At 66.6% G+C, this 17,540-nt stretch carries 17 protein-coding genes; 10 read left to right on the forward strand and 7 right to left on the reverse strand.

Annotated features, from left to right (window positions below; all coding sequences use genetic code 11):
• The first annotated feature begins 79 nt into the window (after window positions 1-79).
• Window positions 80-2,272 (forward strand): TonB-dependent receptor domain-containing protein, encoded by a 2,193-nt coding sequence (locus ACEQZ0_RS01980; RefSeq protein WP_370220993.1) that lies wholly within the window; start codon window positions 80-82, stop codon window positions 2,270-2,272.
• A 58-nt stretch (window positions 2,273-2,330) separates the two neighbouring features.
• Here the strand turns inward: ACEQZ0_RS01980 and ACEQZ0_RS01985 are convergent, their stop codons facing one another.
• Window positions 2,331-2,633, reverse strand: a complete 303-nt coding sequence (locus tag ACEQZ0_RS01985) for a hypothetical protein (protein ID WP_370187888.1) — start codon at window positions 2,631-2,633, stop codon at window positions 2,331-2,333.
• 239 nt (window positions 2,634-2,872) lie between these two features.
• Complete coding sequence (locus ACEQZ0_RS01990; protein ID WP_370187890.1) at window positions 2,873-4,033, reverse strand: diguanylate cyclase; 1,161 nt, start codon at window positions 4,031-4,033, stop codon at window positions 2,873-2,875.
• A 128-nt stretch (window positions 4,034-4,161) separates the two neighbouring features.
• Here ACEQZ0_RS01990 and recN point away from each other — a divergent pair, with 128 nt between their 5' ends.
• From recN to ACEQZ0_RS02015, 5 genes are read left to right on the forward strand one after another with little or no spacing between them, the layout of a single operon-like run.
• Window positions 4,162-5,826, forward strand: a complete 1,665-nt coding sequence (recN, locus tag ACEQZ0_RS01995) for a DNA repair protein RecN (protein ID WP_370187893.1) — start codon at window positions 4,162-4,164, stop codon at window positions 5,824-5,826.
• Window positions 5,826-6,482 carry a hypothetical protein gene (locus ACEQZ0_RS02000; protein WP_370187895.1) on the forward strand — a complete coding sequence of 219 codons (657 nt, stop codon included), beginning with the start codon at window positions 5,826-5,828 and terminating at the stop codon, window positions 6,480-6,482. The genes recN and ACEQZ0_RS02000 overlap by 1 nt, the downstream gene beginning before the upstream one ends.
• Window positions 6,475-8,655: an NAD-dependent DNA ligase LigA gene (gene ligA, locus ACEQZ0_RS02005; RefSeq protein ID WP_370187897.1), complete on the forward strand. Its 2,181-nt coding sequence runs from the start codon at window positions 6,475-6,477 to the stop codon at window positions 8,653-8,655. The genes ACEQZ0_RS02000 and ligA overlap by 8 nt, the downstream gene beginning before the upstream one ends.
• A gap of 28 nt (window positions 8,656-8,683) precedes the next feature.
• Window positions 8,684-9,217 carry a hypothetical protein gene (locus tag ACEQZ0_RS02010; RefSeq protein WP_370187899.1) on the forward strand — a complete coding sequence of 178 codons (534 nt, stop codon included), beginning with the start codon at window positions 8,684-8,686 and terminating at the stop codon, window positions 9,215-9,217.
• A complete protein-coding gene (locus ACEQZ0_RS02015) occupies window positions 9,214-9,705 on the forward strand; it encodes a CinA family protein (protein WP_370187901.1) in 492 nt (163 codons plus the stop codon). The genes ACEQZ0_RS02010 and ACEQZ0_RS02015 overlap by 4 nt, the downstream gene beginning before the upstream one ends.
• Here ACEQZ0_RS02015 and ACEQZ0_RS02020 read toward each other — a convergent pair whose 3' ends face one another.
• Window positions 9,706-10,377, reverse strand: a complete 672-nt coding sequence (locus ACEQZ0_RS02020; RefSeq protein WP_370187903.1) for an SDR family oxidoreductase — start codon at window positions 10,375-10,377, stop codon at window positions 9,706-9,708.
• 144 nt (window positions 10,378-10,521) lie between these two features.
• Between ACEQZ0_RS02020 and ACEQZ0_RS02025 the strand changes: the two genes are divergently transcribed.
• Window positions 10,522-12,003, forward strand: a complete 1,482-nt coding sequence (locus tag ACEQZ0_RS02025) for an FAD-binding protein (RefSeq protein ID WP_370187905.1) — start codon at window positions 10,522-10,524, stop codon at window positions 12,001-12,003.
• A 3-nt stretch (window positions 12,004-12,006) separates the two neighbouring features.
• Here the strand turns inward: ACEQZ0_RS02025 and ACEQZ0_RS02030 are convergent, their stop codons facing one another.
• Genes ACEQZ0_RS02030 through ACEQZ0_RS02040 form a run of 3 tightly spaced genes read right to left on the reverse strand, consistent with a single transcriptional unit; the run spans window position 12,007 to window position 14,516 of the window.
• Window positions 12,007-12,912 carry a 50S ribosomal protein L11 methyltransferase gene (locus tag ACEQZ0_RS02030; RefSeq protein WP_370187907.1) on the reverse strand — a complete coding sequence of 302 codons (906 nt, stop codon included), beginning with the start codon at window positions 12,910-12,912 and terminating at the stop codon, window positions 12,007-12,009.
• Window positions 12,905-13,816 carry a subclass B3 metallo-beta-lactamase gene (bla, locus tag ACEQZ0_RS02035; protein WP_370187909.1) on the reverse strand — a complete coding sequence of 304 codons (912 nt, stop codon included), beginning with the start codon at window positions 13,814-13,816 and terminating at the stop codon, window positions 12,905-12,907. Before bla ends, ACEQZ0_RS02030 begins: the two co-directional genes overlap by 8 nt.
• Window positions 13,806-14,516: an SDR family NAD(P)-dependent oxidoreductase gene (locus ACEQZ0_RS02040; RefSeq protein ID WP_370187911.1), complete on the reverse strand. Its 711-nt coding sequence runs from the start codon at window positions 14,514-14,516 to the stop codon at window positions 13,806-13,808. Before ACEQZ0_RS02040 ends, bla begins: the two co-directional genes overlap by 11 nt.
• A gap of 109 nt (window positions 14,517-14,625) precedes the next feature.
• Here ACEQZ0_RS02040 and sdhC point away from each other — a divergent pair, with 109 nt between their 5' ends.
• Genes sdhC through sdhA form a run of 3 tightly spaced genes read left to right on the forward strand, consistent with a single transcriptional unit; the run spans window position 14,626 to window position 17,234 of the window.
• Complete coding sequence (gene sdhC, locus ACEQZ0_RS02045; RefSeq protein WP_370187913.1) at window positions 14,626-15,006, forward strand: succinate dehydrogenase, cytochrome b556 subunit; 381 nt, start codon at window positions 14,626-14,628, stop codon at window positions 15,004-15,006.
• 12 nt (window positions 15,007-15,018) lie between these two features.
• The gene (gene sdhD / locus ACEQZ0_RS02050) at window positions 15,019-15,405 is read left to right on the forward strand and encodes a succinate dehydrogenase, hydrophobic membrane anchor protein (RefSeq protein WP_370187915.1); all 387 of its coding nucleotides are present in this window, start codon (window positions 15,019-15,021) and stop codon (window positions 15,403-15,405) included.
• A complete protein-coding gene (gene sdhA, locus ACEQZ0_RS02055; RefSeq protein ID WP_370187917.1) occupies window positions 15,405-17,234 on the forward strand; it encodes a succinate dehydrogenase flavoprotein subunit in 1,830 nt (609 codons plus the stop codon). Before sdhD ends, sdhA begins: the two co-directional genes overlap by 1 nt.
• Window positions 17,235-17,282: 48 nt before the next feature.
• Here sdhA and ACEQZ0_RS02060 read toward each other — a convergent pair whose 3' ends face one another.
• Window positions 17,283-17,534: a type II toxin-antitoxin system RelE/ParE family toxin gene (locus tag ACEQZ0_RS02060; protein WP_370187919.1), complete on the reverse strand. Its 252-nt coding sequence runs from the start codon at window positions 17,532-17,534 to the stop codon at window positions 17,283-17,285.
• Window positions 17,535-17,540: the final 6 nt, after the last annotated feature.

Consider the following 17,540-nt stretch of genomic DNA (forward strand, 5'->3'; position numbering starts at 1 on the left):
CGCCGCGCGAGGGCACTCTGTGGCCGTGCGCTGGCCGAGTCTCCTCCTTTGCCTTTGCCTTGGCCTTCTCATGCCGGGATTGGCTGCCGCTGCCGAAACGACCTCCGCCGCGAGGGCGGAAGGCGACCAGCCGGCGGACGCGGGCGATGGCCGAGCGATCGTCGTCACCGGGCGGGACCTGCGTGGAGCGGTGGCAACCGACGTACCGCCGCTTGTCGAAATCGACGAAAGCCAGATCGCGGCACTCGCGGCGTCGACGATCGGCGAACTGCTGGAATTGCTTTCCGGCGCGGCGGGGAATTCGCCGCTGGTGCTGGTCAACGGCCAGCGCGTCGCGAGTCTGGCAAGCATCGATGCCTTCCCGCCCGAGGCAGTGCGGCGGATCGAGATCCTCCCCGAGGAACTTGCCCGGCACTATGGCTTTCCGGGCGATCGCAAGGTGCTCAACCTGATCCTGCGCGACCGGTTCGGCGCGGTAACCGCGGAGGGCCGCCTCGGTGCGGCGACAGACGGCGGAAGGGGGCTCAATCGCGGCGATCTCGGCTATGCGCGGGTGGCATCGACGCGGCGCTGGAGCCTGTCGGGATATTTCGAGCGGCGCGACGGTCTTGACGAGTCGCAGCGGTCGATCCCGCGCGGCGAGGGGCAATTCCGGACCTTGCTCTCGCAAAGCGAGCGCGCCCGGCTCGGTGCCAGTTGGGCCATGGAAACCGGGGGCGGGGTGTCGTTCGACCTCGCCGCAACGCTCGATGCGCGAAGGTCCAGCAGCCGGGCAGGCAGGGCGGGGCCGCCGAACGATCCGGTTGCGCTTGAGCAATCGCTGCGCAGCCGATCGCTCAGCCTGGCCGCGAGCGCGAGCGGGACGCTGGGAAAATGGAGCTGGTTCGGCCGGGCCGCATTCGACCATTTCGCCGACCGTAGCCGCTTCGATCGTGTCGAGGGTGGCTCGATCGCGCGGGAAGCCGCCCGTGACAGAACGACATTGGCCGAAGCCGAAGTGGTTTTGAGCGGCGATCTCGCATCGCTACCGGCGGGCGCGATCTATGCCGATGTCGCCCTGACCGCCGGCTATGAGCGGACCGAGGGTACGAGCAGCCTGGCCGGCGCCGCAGCCCTTAGCGCCGAGCGAAAAACGATCGGCGCCGAACTCGGCCTCAACCTGCCGCTGCTTGGCGGAGAGCTCGATCCCGGTGTGGGCAGCCTTGTTGGCGAAGTGCGCTACGGGTTCTTCGACCCGTCGGATTTCGCAGCGATCGAAAGCTTCTCGGCAGGATTCACCTGGCGACCGGCCCGCCCCGTGCGGCTGCGGGCGTTGTGGTCGCGCGCGGAGAGCGCACCCGGCGTGAACGACCTCGCCGCGCCGCTGGAGATCATTCCCAATGTCCGCGTCTACGACTTCGTCACCGGGCAGACCGTGGATGTCGAACGGCTCGAAGGCGGCAATCCGTTGCTCGCGCCCTCGGTAGAGCGACGGTTTGCGGCAACGCTCTCGATCACCCCGCTCCTGCTCCCCGATTTGCGTTTCGAGGCCAGCTACAGGCGGTCGCGCGCGAGCGATGCGGTGGGGCAGGTCGGAATTCCGAGCGAGGAGTTCGCGGCAGCCTATCCCGGGCGCTTCCTGCGCGACGATGCGGGGTCGTTGCTGCGCATCGATACCCGTCCGGTCAATTTTTACCGCCGCGGCCGCGACAGCCTGGTCTGGTCGCTCAACTTCTCGCGCACCTACCTGCCGCCTTCCACCGACGACGATCCGGTGGATGCCGTTTCGCGCCGGTTCGATCGGCTGCGCGGAGGCGGGGCCGTGTTGGTGGGTGTCTCGCATACGCTTGCGCTGCGCGACCGTTTGCGGACCTTCGCCGGCTCGCCGACGATCGACTATCTCGACGGAAGCGCGGGGGCCAATCCCCGCCACCGGGTGAGCGCCGACGCGAACTTTCGCCGCAGCGGGCTGGGTTTCGGGGCCGAGCTGCAATGGGAAAGTGGCAGCACGGTGCGTGACGCGCCCCAGGCAAATGGCACGCGCGGCCCGTTGCGTTATCCGTCGCTGGCAAAAATCGGCCTCAAGGCCTTCGTCGACCTTGGCGAGCGCTTGCCGCCCGAACCGCGCTATCGCTGGGCCGAGGGGCTGCGGATCAGTTTCGAGGTCGACAATCTTTTCAATGCCAGGCGCAGCGTGCGCGATGCGAGCGGCGCGACCCCGCGCGCTTTGCTGCCTGCCTACCTCGACCCCGAGGGCCGGTCGATCCGATTGCGCATCCGCAAGCTCTTCTAGCCGATAGAAAAGGGCCCGCACGGATAGCTCCGCGCGGGCCCTGTTTCACCAGCGCCGCTTAGCGCAGATAGACGCGATAGGGGCCGTCATCCTCCGACCGGCATTCGAACCGGTCCAGCATGTCGCGCTGGAAGTCCGAAGCCTTCTGGTCCTGGCGAGACGCAACGCGTTCCTCGGGATTCTTGCGCTGGCGATTGATTTCGGCGCTGAGGGCCGACTGGCACTGGCCGCGGTTCTTGAAACCGTCGGGGTTTGCCTGGTTCACCTGGCCGCCCGGTCCTGCGCCCAGCGGGTGGGTGGCCAGGGCGGCGCTCGGCATGACCAGCGCAGCCGCGGTTGCGGCAAAGATCAGCTTTTTCATGATGTCTCTCTCCATCTGAACATCCGGCTTCGCGCGGGGCGAAACCTATTGGGTCGACGCGACCGAAGACCGGCTGAGCCCGGTCTCTACGATGTTCATGAACGCCCGAACTGCGGCCTCTCGGATCGGAGGCTTCGCAATCATGAAGCGTTAACCATCTAGCAGTCCGATGCCGTTTTGTCGACCGGCGACCCGGGTCAGCAGCAAAACGCCGCGGAACGGCGTGCCCCGGGTTAGCTTCAGCCGTGCGAGACCAGGGCTTCCCGCTCGTCGGAAATGGGGGGCGACTGCGGCAGATCGCAAGCGACGACGCGGTTGCGACCGTCGTTTTTCGCGCTGTAGAGCGCACGGTCGGCCTTGGCGTAGAGCGGGGTCCAATCGTCGGGATCGGTCACCGCGGCGTCGGCCACGCCGATACTGGCAGTGATCCGTTCGCCATGCGGCATGGTCGCGCCGCCGATTTCTTGCAGCAGCTGCAGCGCGATGGCGGGATCGAGCGCCTCGGCGCTGCCGAGCAGGCCGAATTCCTCGCCCCCGATCCGCGCCGCGCAGATCTCGCCGCGCGCATGGCTGCCGAGCAGGGCGGCGAGCGTGCGCAGCACCCGGTCGCCCATGTCGTGACCGAAGCGGTCGTTGATTGCCTTGAAGCGGTCGATGTCGACCACCATCAGCCGCACCGGCATGCGCCGCGCGGCGAAATCCTCGAAGCGCTCGATCAGCGCCCGCCGGTTGGCCAGCCCGGTCAGCGGATCGCGCCGCGCCAGTTCGGCCGATCGATGGCGTTCCTCGACCAGGCTCAGCAGCAGGCGCTGGTGGCGCACCATCATGGTCAGCTGGAACCCTGCGCCGATCGCCATGGCCACGGCCAGCACCTGATCCATCGGCGCGCCCGTGCTCGCCAGGACGGTGACCGGCGGCCCCATGGTCACGACCACCACGGTCATTCCGACGCTGCGTTCGGCCATCAGGCAATAGCCGAGCACGAGCCCCCCGATCGACATGATCGCGGGGTAGTAGATCCGGGTTTCGAGCGGCGCACTGGCCCAGCTGGCAATGCACCAGAGGCTGCCCACTGCGGCATTGAGCAGGCACAGCTTCCACACCGTGTCGATGATCCGCCGTGCTTCCTCGCCATCCGGTGCCTGCGCGCGCGGACGCGACAGTACGATCAGGCCGGTGGCCGACAGCACGAAAACGGCCAGCGGCAGCCCGTAGGCGACGACCGCGCCGGCGCCTTGGCTTGCGCCATAGACCACCATCGGCAGGCTGAGGATGAAACCGAGGAACAAGAGCCGCGCCTGGCCGCGCATGTGGTCGGCGGTCAGCAGGGTGAAGTCCTCGCGCAGATGCGCGGGAACGTCGGGCCCCGAAAGGACCGCAAGGATGCGTTGCCAGGTCACGCGGCGGCCCTATGGTGGAATTGCTAAGGGGGTGTTTACGAAGGCGGTCGAAAGTTGCGCGGCGAGCTTGTCGATAGCATTTTCTGGGCTGCTGACTCGGCGTCCGGCATTGGCTAGGAAGCGAGGGCATGCTGACCCGGCTTTCCATCCGCAACATCGTGCTGATCGAGTCGCTCGACCTCGCCTTCGGGCGCGGGCTGGGTGTGCTCACCGGCGAGACCGGGGCGGGCAAGTCGATCCTGCTCGATGCGCTCGGCCTCGTACTGGGCAACCGCGCCGACAGCGCGCTGGTGCGCGCGGGCGAGGACAAGGCAAGCGTGACGGCGACCTTCGAATTCGCCGCGCTGCCCGCGGGCCTTGCCGCGGTGCTCGACGATGCCGATCTCGAAATCGAGGAAGGCGAACCGCTGATCCTGCGCCGCCAGCTGAAGGCCGACGGCAAGAGCAAGGCCTTCGTCAACGACCAGCCGGTCAGCGTCGGCCTGCTGCGCGAAATGGCGGGCTTCCTCGTCGAGCTGCATGGCCAGCACGACGATCGCGGCTTGGTCAATCCGCGCGGCCACCGCGCCCTGCTCGACCGTTTTGCCGGCGGCGAAACCGACCGCGTCGCGGCCTGCTGGGCGAAATGGCGCAGCGCCGAGGCCGCGCTGGCCGAGGCGCGCGAAACGGTCGAGAACGCCAAGGCCGACCAGGATCTGTTGCTCGCGCATCTCGCCGAACTGACCGCACTGGAACCGCAGGCGGGCGAGGAGGCGCGACTCGCCGAGACCCGCGCGAGCATGCAGAAGGGCGAGAAGCTGTCGGGCGATCTCGAGGAATTGCGGCACGTCTGGGAAGGCTCCGATTCGCCGCTCGCGGCGCTGCGCGTGGCCGCCCGGCGGCTCGACCGGATCGCACCCGAACATCCGCTGCTGGCCGACGCGCTCGCCGCGCTCGACCGCGCGGTGATCGAGGCGGGCGAGGCGGAGGACAAGCTCCAGGCCGCGGCCGAGGCGCTCGAGCACGATCCCGCCGCGCTCGATGCCGCCGAAACGCGCCTGTTCGAATTGCGCGCGCTCGCCCGCAAGCACCGCTGCGAGGTCGACGAGCTCCCACGGGTCATGCGCGAGATGCGCGCGGCGCTCGACTCGATCGAGGGCGGCGAGGCGCAGCTCGACGCGCTCGAGGCGGCGGCGAAGGACGCCGGCCAGCGCTATCGCGCCGAGGCCGAGGCGCTCCATGGGACCCGCGTGGCGGCGGCGATGCGGCTCGACGAGGCGGTGGCGCGCGAACTCGCGCCGCTGAAGCTCGATGCTGCGCGCTTCCACACCGCGGTGAGCGAACTGCCCGAGGAGAAATGGGGCGCGAGCGGGATGGACAGCGTCGAGTTCCTCATCGCCACCAATCCCGGCGCCGATTTCGCCCCGCTCGCCAAGATCGCGTCGGGCGGCGAGTTGTCGCGCTTCATCCTCGCGCTCAAGGTTGCGCTGGCGGAGCAGGGCGGGGCAGCGACGGTGATCTTCGACGAGATCGATCGCGGCGTCGGCGGCGCGGTGGCCAGCGCCATCGGCGAGCGGCTCGCAAGGCTTTCGGCCGACGGGCAATTGCTCGCGGTCACGCACAGCCCGCAGGTCGCCGCGCGCGGGCGCACGCATTACATGATCGCCAAGTCGAGCGAGGGTACGGTTACGAAGACCGGCGTGGTGCTGCTCGACGAGGCCGGCCGCCAGGAAGAGATCGCGCGCATGCTCTCGGGCGCCGAAGTCACGCCCGAGGCAAGGGCGCAGGCCGACCGGCTGCTGGAGGGGGTGTGATGGCGACGCCAAAGCATTACGCTAACAATTACATTCCTGTAAAATATATGCTTTCCTCCTATCGAGCGTTGGCGGATGGTCGAAGTGGAATAAGGCACTTGGAGCATCTGCTGGCGGAGGCCAGCTATCTTCTCTCGGAGTGGAAGATTGTTTGGAACGGAACGTGTACGACGCTGAGGACATCAATTGATCTTTTTCAGCGCGATGCTCGATTTTGTCTCTCTGAAGGCATCAAAAAAGAGATCAAAGCTGAGTGGAAATTGATCAAGGACGATGCTCACGCACATCCAATTTACTGGGAATTCCTCAAGAAAGAGCGAGATAGTATCGTTCACGAATATGCTTGGACCGCTTACGAGGCCTGGTTGGAGCCAGATGGTACTGTGCAATCTCCCCCCACTATTTTGGGTCGAATGATGGCTGACAGTGAGGCCCGGCCTAAACTTTTGATGAATAGTGGCCAGTATGCCGGCCAAGATTCTATCGAATTACTTCGTCAAGCTGCTGATTGGGTCGAGGCACGCATTTTCGATGCCATCGAGCGTGCAGGATTTGACCCAGAAGAAAAAAGAGGAATCTACGATTTCCGTGAGATGCCCTCGGTTAATGTCGAGCAGCTAGGCCTCCTCGCTCATTACGCCACAAGAAATGGATAATAATTCTGAAGCCGAGGCCGCCAACGAATTGATGCGGCTGGCGAAGCAGATCGCGAAGCACGACCGGCTCTATCACGCCGAGGATGCGCCCGAGATTTCCGATCAGGCCTATGACGCGCTGGTGCGGCGCAATGCGGAGCTCGAGGCGGCGTTTCCGCATCTGGTGCGCGCGGATTCGCCGAGCCGCAAGGTCGGGCATGCCGCCTCGTCCTCTCCGCTGAGCAAAGTGACGCACGAGGTTCGCATGATGAGCCTCGACAATGCCTTCTCGGGCGAAGAGGTCGAGGAATGGGTGGCGCGCGTGAGGCGTTTCCTTGCGCTCCCCGACGACGCGCCGCTGGCTTTCACCGCCGAGGACAAGATCGACGGGCTGTCGTGCTCGCTACGCTACGAGAAGGGCGCGCTTGTACGCGCGGCGACGCGCGGCGACGGGCAGGTGGGCGAGGATGTCACCGCCAATGTCGCGCATATTGCCGATATCCCGCAGCAGCTTGGCGGCGATGCTCCCGAGGTCTTCGAGATCCGCGGCGAGGTCTATATGGCGCGCGCCGATTTCGAGGCGCTCAATGCGCGGCTGATGGAAGAGGCGCGCGCGGCGGCGGCGGAAAAGGGCAAGGAACTCGACGAGGCCAAGGTCCGCCAGTTCGCCAATCCGCGCAACGCCGCCGCCGGATCGCTGCGGCAGAAGGATGCGAGCGTCACCGCGCAGCGGCCCTTGCGCTTCTGGGCGCATGGCTGGGGTGCGGCGTCGGAGGTGCCCGGAGAGACCCAAGCCGAGGTGATGCGGCGGATCGAGGCCTGGGGTGTCCCCGTCTCGCCGCTTTTCACGCGGGTCGAGGATGCGGGGCATTTGCTCGCTCGTTACGAGGCGATCGGCAAGGCGCGGCCCGAGCTGCCCTATGAAATCGACGGCGTGGTCTACAAGGTCGACAGCCTCGCCTACCAGCAGCGGCTCGGCTTCGTCGCCAAGGCGCCGCGCTGGGCGTTGGCGCACAAGTTCCCCGCCGAACAGGCCGAAACCACGCTCGAGGCGATCGACATCCAGGTCGGCCGCACGGGCAAGCTGACCCCCGTCGGCCGACTCGCCCCGGTGCTCGTGGGCGGCGTGACGGTGACCAATGTCACACTCCACAATCGCGACGAGATCGCGCGGCTGGGCGTGCGCCCGGGCGATCGCGTCGTGGTGCAGCGCGCGGGCGACGTTATTCCACAGCTTGTGGAAAACTTGACCCGCAATGCCGATCGCGAGCCCTACCGCTTCCCCGATCACTGCCCCGAATGCGGCAGCGAGGCGGTGGCCGAGGAGGGCGAGGTCGATGTGCGCTGCACAGGCGGTCTCATATGTCCGGCGCAACGTACGGAAAGACTGAAGCATTTCGTCAGTCGCGGCGCGCTCGACATCGATGGGCTGGGGGAGAAGACGATCGACCAGTTCTTCGCCCTGGGCTGGCTCGAAAGCCCCGCCGACATCTTCCGCCTGAAAGACCGCCGGGCGGACATTCTCGCGCTCGAAGGGTGGCAGGAGCGCTCTGTGGATAACCTGTTGGCTTCTGTGGAAGCGCGGCGACAGCCAGACGCCGCGCGGCTGCTGTTCGGGCTCGGCATCCGCCATGTCGGCGCGGTGACTGCGCGCGACCTGATGAAGGGGCTCGGCGATATCCGCCTGCTGCCCGGGAAGGCTGCGGAGTTCGCCGCCTATCGCACGGAAAACCCGCGCGGCGCGGACGAGAAGGAAAGTCCCTTCAACACCCGCATGGTCGAGGCGGTGAAGCGCATCTTCGAGGTCCGCACGGACGGCATCGGGACCGCGGTCGGCCATGCGCTCGCCGACTTCTTCCACGAAGACCACAACAGGGCGGTGTGGAACGACCTCATCGGTGCCGAAGCGGGGGCGGGCGTGGTCGATCCACCGCGCTACGAAGTCGAGACCCGCGAGAGCCGGGTCAGCGGCAAGACCGTCGTCTTCACCGGCAAGCTCGAGACGATGAGCCGCGACGAAGCCAAGGCGCAGGCCGAACGGCTCGGCGCCAAGGCCAGCGGCTCGGTCAGCGCCAAGACCGACCTGCTCGTCGCCGGGCCGGGCGCGGGGAGCAAGCTCAAGAAGGCCGCCGAGCTCGGGATCGAGGTGATCGACGAGGCCGGCTGGGCCGAAATCGTCGCGGAGGCGGGCTAGCCGCAGCATTGAGGGGGGGAATACAAATATGTTGATCGTCGATGCGCAGGCTGATTTGCGCCGCGCCTATACCGATGGCGGGCCGGGCGTGCTGGTTTCGGGGCTGGTCTGGCTGGCCGCGGGGATCGCGGAAGGTCGCGCAGGGGTGGCAACCGGTTTCGCGGTGCTCTTCTTCGGCGGCTTCCTGATATACCCGCTAGCCCTGTTCGCCAACCGCGCGCTGCTGCGCCGGGCGGGCGAGGCGAAAGGCAATCCCGGCGGGCCGCTGGTGATGGAATCGACCATCGCCATGATCGCCGGGTTGTTCGCCGCCTTCCTGTTTCTCGACTACGCGCCCGAACTGGTCATGCCGCTCGCCGCGATCATGGTCGGCACGCATTATTTCGCCTTCCGCACCGCCTATGGCGACCGGACTTTCTGGCTGCTGGCTGCGCTGGTCACGCTGGTCGGGTTCGCGGGAATCTATCGCTTCCTCCCGCTGCCCGGTTCGGTAACGCTGCAGGTCTCGGCGATCGAGATCCTCTTCGGGATCGGGCTGACCCTGCGCGGATTGCGACATTGATCGCCGAGACCCACCTGCAGGCCCTGCGCATCGCCGGGCTGTTGCGCGCGCGGGGCGAGAAGCTCGCGGTGGCCGACGGGGCGACCGGCGGGTTGATCGCCGCCAGCCTGCTGACCGTGCCCGGCGCGCTCGATTTCTTCGTCGGGGGCGGGGTGGTCTATTCCCTCCGCGCACGCGACGTGCTGTTCGCGCTCCCGCCCGAGGCCTATCGGGGCATGCGCGGGGCGGGCGAGGATTACGCGTTGCTCCAGGCACGCGCGATCCGCGACAATTTCGGCTCCGAATGGGGACTTGCCGAAAGCGGATCGGTCGGCGGATCGACCCACCCCGGCGGCGCACCCGCGGGGCGCAGCTGCGCTGCGGTGGCCGGGCCGGGCGAGTTCGCGTTCACGCGGCTGACCGAGACTGGCAGCGACGACCGGATCGCCAATATGGAAGCCTTTACCCGGGCGGCGTTGCAGGCGCTCGAGGATGCGCTGGGCGGCTGATCAGTCGTTGGGCATGATGTGGATCTCGCGCACCGCGGCCGTCTTCGGCTGCGACAGCGCGAAGACCACTGCGTTCGCGACGTCTTCGGGCCGGATCTTGTCCGGCTTGGGCTCGTCGAAGAAGGGCGTATCGACCATGCCCGGGGTGATCACCGTGCAGCGTCCGCCCCATTCGCGCATTTCCTCGGCGAGATTGCCCGCCAGGCCCTGCACGAACCATTTGGTCGCGCCATAGACCGAGCCCTTGAGGTGGTCGCGCCCCGCTTTCGAGCCGGTGACGACGAACTGCCCCCTGGTCTTGCGCAGATGCGGCAGGGTGGCGTGCGCCGTGGTCAGCACGGCGAGCACGTTCAGGTGGATCATGCGGTGCCATTCGTCCGGATCGCCCGTCTCGATGCCCGGGCTCGAAACACCCGTGCCGGCATTGGCGAAGACCGCATCGAGCCCGCCGAAATGCGTTACCGCCTGCTCGACCGCGCGTTCCAGTTGCTCGCGCGTCGTGATGTCGCAGGGCAGCGGCAGCGCGCTTTCGCCGATGTCGCGGGCGGGGGTTTCGAGCTTGTCCTGCGAGCGGGCGAGCAGTGCGACATTCCATCCTTCGGCAGCGGCGGCGCGCGCGGTGGCAGCGCCAATGCCGCTCGATGCGCCGGTAATCAGCAGGGTCTTGGACATGGGGTCTCCGTGGCGTTTTCGCGTCGCTGAAAGAGCGCCCCTGCGATGCAGAAGTTCCCTTCCGGCCCATGTCGTTCCTGTCCTCGCATCGGCGCCCGGAAACGGTTATGACGCGCGCACAGGGACTTGGCAGGGGGGGACGCCATGATCGCATTCTTTCGCCGCATCATGCGCAATCGCGCCAATGCGCGGTCCGACGCACGCGCGATCGGGACCGATGGCAAGCGCTGGATCCGGTCCTGGATAAACGTTTATCGCACCGAAACCGAAGCGCGCGTGCCCGCCGACGAGGCGGCGCTGGGGGGGCTGATCGGCGAAGGCCTCTACAGCTGCGTCGGCAGGTCGCACAGCTACAATGGCGTGCAGGTGGTGCCCGGCGTCACCGCGATGATGATGCGCGAGGGCGGGCTCAAGACGCTTTCCTACGATCCGGCGACCCAGACGGTGCGCGTGGGTGCCTCGGTCTCGGTGCGCGACCTCAAGACCTATCTGCGCGACGAGCACGGCCGCGGGCTGTTCAATTCGGGCAATTACATGGAGCAGTCGGTGATCGGCGCGCTGGCCACCGGCACGCATGGCTTCGGCCCGCGCGCGGTGATGGCCGACAGCATCGTCGAGCTGACCTTCCTCGATGGCGCGGGCAAGCGCGTGACGCTGAAGCGCGGCGATCCCGATTTCCGCTATGTCGCTCTGTCCTTCGGCACGATCGCCCCGATCATCGAGCTGGTGCTCGAGACCAAGCCGCTCGAACCCTACGTCTCGGTCAGCTCGATGAGCCGCATGTCGAGGCTCGACGAGCTCAAGCAGGGCTCGATAGCGGCGAACTGGGCGGTGATGCCTTATACCGATCCCGAAGATCCCGTGGTCATGCTCCACGCGCTGGCCGAATGCGACGATGCCGAGGCGATGACCGCGCATCCCGAGGCCAAGGGCGGCAAAGGCAGGTTCGCCGCCTGGTTCCTCAAGCGCTATTACAAGCTCGATCGCTTCCTGCCCGCGCTGCGCCGCCCGATGCAGCGGCTGATCGACCGGCTCGACCTGAAGCAGAGCGAGCGCGTGATCACCGACCCCGGCGACCTCGATTATCTCTACGACCCCAAGCCGGGGCTCAAGGAAAACCGCGCGCCGAGCATCACCCGGGGGCTCTTCTCGACCACCTACACGGGCTATAATCTCGCCTTCTTCGTCCCGCTCGAGAAGGCGCAGGCGGTGGTCAAGTTCATCATCCGCGAGGCCGACGCGCTGCGCGACCTCGGCTTCTACCTCAAGGGTATCATTTCGGTACGCGAATTGCCGGGCACGGCGGGGCCGGTCTTCGCCGCCAATGCGCACCGGCCGGTGGCCGCGATCGACCTGTTCGCCGATCCGCGCGACTATGCCTGGCTCGAACGTCTGCAGCGGCTGGTGATGCATTACGAACCCGCCACGCGGCCGCATTTCGGCAAGAGCGCGCTGGGCCCCGATTTCTGCGCCGCGCTGGGCGAGGATCATCTTGCCGAACTGATGCGCATCCACCGACGGCACTATCCGCAGGGGCGGCTGATGTTCTCCGAACGCGTGCGGACCATGCTTGGTGTGGGACGACCGCTGCCCGGCGAATCGGCGGCGGATGCCGGCTTCGCCTGAGCCTCAGCGGACCTGGCTCCTGCGCAGCCAGAGGATCGACCAGTCGCCATTGACCAGTCGTCGCGCAAGGCGGAAACCGAGCGCACGATAGGCGCGGCGCACGCGCGCTTCCTGGGTTTCGAGCAGGCCGGCGAGCAGCAGGTTACCACCCGGCGGAATTGCTGCGGAGAAGGACGGGGCAAGTTCGACCAGCGGACCGGCGAGGATATTGGCGATGAACAGGTCGTAGGGGCCGCGCACGTCGAGCAGCGGATCGTCCACACCGTCGGCGATCACCATGGTCAGTTCGCCCGCACCGCCACCGTCGGCGATGCCGTTGAGCGCCATGTTGTCGCGCACCACGCCCGCGCAGACCGGATCGATGTCCGAGGCGGTTGCCCGCGCGCCGGGCCACAGATGCATCGCGGCAAAGGCGAGAAGCCCGGTGCCGGTGCCGATGTCGGCGAGATTGCGGACGAGGATTCCCTCGCGCTTCATCTGGTCGAGCATGGCGAGGCAGCCGGCCGTCGTCTCGTGCTGCCCGGTGCCGAAGGCCTGGCTCGCCGGGATGACGAAATCGACCATTGCCGGATCGGAATCATGTTCGGGCGTGCGGACGTGGAACCGCCCCGCGCGGATTGGGTCGACCCCCTTCTGGCTTTCGGTAACCCAGTCGGTTTCGGGTAGTTTTTCTACCGTAAACCGGGGCGGTTTGCCCTTGAACAACCCGCCTACGCGCTTGAGGTCGAAACAGGTCGGTTCACGGTCGAGATAGACCTCGAAGGTCCATTCATCGGGCAGGTGGTCAGCCACTTCCATGCCGGTGACGACCCATTCGGCGGGCCAGTCTACCGCATCTTCATGCGCGACGAGTGCGGCCTTGGCGACATCCTTCGAAACCTCGGCGTAAATCTTCCAGGCGTCAGTCATCGGCGCGCTCCGAGGCGATACGTTTATCGAGCCGTGCTTCGATCGCATCGGCATAGGCGGTGCAGGACATGCCCCCGACCATCGAGCCTGTGGCCGCGCGCGCGACCATGCCGCTGGCCGACGGGTGTGGCGTCAGCAGGATGTCGCATCGCAATTCGCGCAGGCGTTGCAGGCCGGCGCGATAGGCGCCGACATAGTCGGGGTGGTCCGAAAAGCGATAGTCGTCGCGGCTGACCGGGCTGAGGCTGTCGGCATAGACGATGGCCAGGCATGCACCTTCGGCGTCGCAGCTTTGCCATTGCCAGCTCAGCGCTCCAGGCGAATGGCCCGGCGTCGCGATCGCGGTCAGCACGGCGGTTTCGCTGCGCACGATCTCGCCATCTGCGACCAGCACATCGACGGCGACGGGCTGCATCGCCTCGTGCATGCCCGCCTGCGGGTCGGCAGGGCCGGTTTTTCCGCTGCGCAGGACCGCCGCCGCCGTGCGCGATGCGACGACATGGGCACCGCTCGACTGCTTGATCCGCGCATGGCCGCCGACATGGTCGAAGTGCTCGTGGCTGCTGAGCAGGCTGGCGATCTCGTTCGGCCGGTATCCGAGCTTTCCGATATTCCCGAGCACCACGGCTGCCCCTGTCTGGGTGCCGCTGTCGATCAGGATATGTCCGCCTTCGCCCGCGACCAGGATGGCGGAAATGCCGCAGGTGCCGACGTAATAGGTCGAGCCGTGAATTCTGTAGGGCGGGGCGGGCTTGTCCCACTCGTCCCAGTCCGAACAGGTTGCGGCCCACTGCCGGGGCGTGACCTGTTCGGGCGGGGGGAGCGCTTCGGGACGCTGGATCGGCGGCGCGCAGCCGCTCAGCAGCGCGAGGCAGGCCGCCGCGCCGAAAGATCTAGCGGACATAGCTTGCCCCGTTCGCGTCGAGGGTGGCGCCGGTCATGCTGGCCGGGGCGTCGAGCGCGCAGAATTCGATCAGCCTGGCGATCTCCTCGGGCTCGGCGACGCGGCCCAGCGGGATGTCGGCCAGCAGGCCGGGGCCGCCGCGGCTCTCGAGATAGTCGCCTGCCATCGCGGTATCGGTAAATCCCGGCGTGATCGCGAAGCTGAGGATGCCGTCTCCGGCATAGGCCCGGGCAATGCTCTTGTGCATCGCCAGCATCCCGCCCTTGCTCGCCGCATAGTGCCAGTGTGCGGGGGAATCGCCGCGATGCCCGGCGCGGCTGGCGACATGGACGATCCGCCCCGGTACGCCGCGCTCCTGCCAGTGCCGTATCGCGAAGCGGCTGAGCTGCGCCGAAGCGGTAAGGTTGATACGCATCGTATCTTCCCACGCATCGAGCCATTCAATGTCCGATCGCTCGATCGGATTGGGCGCGAACAGGCCGGCATTGTTGACCAACACGTCGATTTCGCCGCCCGCGCGGGCGAGCGCGGCGAGCCACAATTCCTGCGGCGCGGTGGGCTCGTTGAAATCGGCGGGAACGGTATCGACCGAGGAACTGCGCGTCGCCTGTCCGACGACCCTGGCGCCGCGCGCCTCGAGTGCCGTCTTCGCCGCAGCACCGATGCCGCGGCTCGAACCGGTAAGAAGAATGCATGTCATGCAAAGCCTCTTCGAAAAATTTGCGCAACTTGTCGAGGCCGCGCGCCTTGTCACGCACGTTCACATCGCTAAGGGAAGCACACCAATTCGTTTGAACCGGAAGATGACCATGGCCGATCGCCCGATGGCACCGCACCTGCAAATCTGGAAATGGGGGCCGCATATGGCGGTCTCGATCCTCCACCGCATCACCGGCGACGGCATGGCGCTGGTCGGCCTCGGCGTACTGCTGTGGTGGCTCGGCGCGATGGCTGCGGGGCCCGATACCTATGCCGTGTTCGTCGAAGCGATGGGATCGCCGCTCGGCATGGTGGTGCTGGCCGGCCTGTCCTGGGCCTTCTTCACCCACATGATGAGCGGCTTGCGCCACTTCGTCCTCGACATCGGCGCGGGCTACGAGCTTGACACCAACAAGACCTGGTCGATCCTCGCGCCGCTGCTCGGCATTCTTCTCACCGCGGGCTTCTGGGCCCTCATCCTGCTTCGCTAAAGGCAAAGACCCATGGCTAACGGAACCCCCATCGGACGCGTGCGCGGGCTCGGCTCGGCGCATGAGGGCGCGCACCACTGGCTGCTGCAGCGCTTCACCGCCATCGGCAACCTCGTGCTGATGCTGTTCCTCGCGATCAGCCTCGCGCTGCTGCCCAATTACAGCTACGCCACGGTCGCCGGCTGGGCCGGTCAGACGCTGCCCGCGACCGCGCTGGCGCTACTGATCGTCTCGGTCTTCTGGCACGCGCGGCTCGGGCTGCAGGTGCTGATCGAGGACTATGTCCACGACGCCGGCACCAAGTTCGGCACGCTCGCCCTTCTCAACCTTGCAACCATTGGCGGCGGCGCCTTCGGCCTCGTCTCGATCGCCCGCCTCGCCCTTGGAGGAGCCGCCTGATGGCTTTCAAACCCACTTTCGAAATCGGCGGTCGCAGCTATCCGATCATAGACCACACTTATGACGTCGTGGTCGTCGGCGCGGGCGGTTCGGGCCTGCGCGCCACCATGGGCGCAGCCGAAAGCGGCCTCAAGACTGCCAATATCACCAAGGTCTTCCCGACGCGCAGTCACACCGTTGCCGCGCAGGGCGGGATCGCCGCGAGCCTCGGCAACAACACGCCCGACCACTGGCAGTGGCACATGTATGATACCGTGAAGGGTTCCGACTGGCTCGGCGACCAGGACGCGATCGAATATATGGTCCGCGAGGCGCCGCAGGCGGTTTACGAGCTCGAACATGCCGGCGTGCCCTTCAGCCGCAACGAGGACGGGACGATCTACCAGCGTCCCTTCGGCGGCCACATGCAGAACATGGGCGAAGGCCCGCCGGTCCAGCGCACCTGCGCCGCGGCCGACCGTACCGGCCACGCCATGCTCCACGCTCTCTACCAGCAGAGCCTGAAGTACGACGCCGACTTCTTCATCGAGTATTTCGCGCTCGACTTGATCATGAAAGACGGCGCCTGCGTCGGCGTCATCGCCATGTGCCTCGATGACGGCAGCATCCACCGCTTCCGTTCGAAATCGGTGGTGCTGGCGACCGGCGGCTATGGCCGTTGCTATTTCACCGCGACCAGCGCGCATACCTGCACCGGCGACGGCGGTGGCATGGTGCTGCGCGCAGGCCTCCCGCTGCAGGACATGGAGTTCGTCCAGTTCCACCCGACCGGCATTTACGGCGCGGGCGTGCTGATCACCGAAGGTGCGCGCGGCGAGGGCGGCTATCTCACCAATTCCGAGGGCGAGCGCTTCATGGAGCGTTATGCGCCGAGCGCGAAGGACCTCGCCAGCCGCGACGTCGTGTCGCGCTCGATGGCGCTCGAAATGCGCGAAGGCCGCGGTGTGGGCCCGGAAAAGGACCACATCTACCTTCACCTCGACCACATCGATCCGGCGGTCCTCGCGCAGCGCCTGCCGGGCATCACCGAAAGCGGCAAGATCTTCGCCGGCGTCGACCTGACCCGCGAACCGCTGCCGGTCACCCCGACGGTCCACTACAACATGGGCGGCATCCCCTGTAACTATCATGGCGAAGTGATGGCGGGCGATCCCAACGATCCCGAAAAGATCGTCCCCGGCCTGTTTGCGGTGGGCGAGGCGGCCTGCGTCTCGGTCCATGGCGCCAACCGCCTCGGTTCGAACTCGCTGATCGACCTCGTGGTCTTCGGCCGCGCGACCGGCCATCGCCTCAAGGAACTGATCAAGCCGGGCACCAGCCATGACGAGCTGCCCGCCGACAGCGCCGAACTGGCGCTGACGCGTCTCGACCACTTCCGCCATGCCAACGGCGGCACGCCCACCGCGGCGTTGCGGGCGGACATGCAGAAAACCATGACGCGCCACGCGGCAGTGTTCCGCGACAGCAAGCTGATGGCCGAGGGCGTGGAAAACCTGAAGCAGATCAACAAGCGGATGGCGGACATCCATGTCACCGACCGCTCGCTGATCTGGAACAGCGACCTCATCGAGACGCTTGAACTCGACAACCTCATGGCGCAGGCCAATGTCACCATGGCGTCGGCCGAGAACCGCAAGGAAAGCCGCGGTGCGCATGCGCATGAGGATTTCCCCGAGCGCGACGACACAAACTGGATGAAGCACACCATCGCCTGGTTCGACGGCTGGGGCGGAAACGGCGGCGGCGTGAAGCTCGATTATCGCCCGGTCCACGAATACACGCTGACCGACGATGTGAAGTACATCGAGCCGAAGAAGCGGGTTTACTGATTGTCGCGGGGCATCGCCGCGGCGTGCGGCGGTGCCTCCGGAACGAAGTCAGATCTGCTCGCTCGGGTCCATCCGGTTGGGGAGGATGCGGACGACGTCGATGACCTCGCCATCGATCCGATAGAACACCATGTGGCTCCCGCTGGTTGCCTTGCGGAAGGCACCGCGGCTTTCCTGGTAGAGCGGATAGCTTTCGGGAAATTCGCAGGCGTGTTGCAGGCGGCCTTCGATGGCGCGGATATAGGCGTCGGCCTGATCGACACCCCAGCGCTCGGCAGAGCGGAGCCAGATTTCGGCCACATCGAT

The sequence above is a fragment of the Qipengyuania sp. genome (assembly GCF_964227205.1).
Taxonomy (GTDB): Bacteria; Pseudomonadota; Alphaproteobacteria; order Sphingomonadales; family Sphingomonadaceae; genus Qipengyuania.

Bases quoted from the DNA above. Each gene is read 5' to 3' on its own strand.
- ACEQZ0_RS01985 (WP_370187888.1), bottom strand. From the start codon at position 2,633: ATGAAAAAGCTGATCTTTGCCGCAACCGCGGCTGCGCTGGTCATGCCG.
- ligA (WP_370187897.1), top strand. From the start codon at position 6,475: ATGGATAATAATTCTGAAGCCGAGGCCGCCAACGAATTGATGCGGCTG.
- ACEQZ0_RS02025 (WP_370187905.1), top strand. From the start codon at position 10,522: ATGATCGCATTCTTTCGCCGCATCATGCGCAATCGCGCCAATGCGCGG.
- bla (WP_370187909.1), bottom strand. From the start codon at position 13,816: ATGTCCGCTAGATCTTTCGGCGCGGCGGCCTGCCTCGCGCTGCTGAGC.
- sdhD (WP_370187915.1), top strand. From the start codon at position 15,019: ATGGCTAACGGAACCCCCATCGGACGCGTGCGCGGGCTCGGCTCGGCG.
- ACEQZ0_RS02010 (WP_370187899.1), top strand. From the start codon at position 8,684: ATGTTGATCGTCGATGCGCAGGCTGATTTGCGCCGCGCCTATACCGAT.
- ACEQZ0_RS02040 (WP_370187911.1), bottom strand. From the start codon at position 14,516: ATGACATGCATTCTTCTTACCGGTTCGAGCCGCGGCATCGGTGCTGCG.
- sdhC (WP_370187913.1), top strand. From the start codon at position 14,626: ATGGCCGATCGCCCGATGGCACCGCACCTGCAAATCTGGAAATGGGGG.
- ACEQZ0_RS02030 (WP_370187907.1), bottom strand. From the start codon at position 12,912: ATGACTGACGCCTGGAAGATTTACGCCGAGGTTTCGAAGGATGTCGCC.
- recN (WP_370187893.1), top strand. From the start codon at position 4,162: ATGCTGACCCGGCTTTCCATCCGCAACATCGTGCTGATCGAGTCGCTC.
- ACEQZ0_RS02000 (WP_370187895.1), top strand. From the start codon at position 5,826: ATGGCGACGCCAAAGCATTACGCTAACAATTACATTCCTGTAAAATAT.
- sdhA (WP_370187917.1), top strand. From the start codon at position 15,405: ATGGCTTTCAAACCCACTTTCGAAATCGGCGGTCGCAGCTATCCGATC.
- ACEQZ0_RS02020 (WP_370187903.1), bottom strand. From the start codon at position 10,377: ATGTCCAAGACCCTGCTGATTACCGGCGCATCGAGCGGCATTGGCGCT.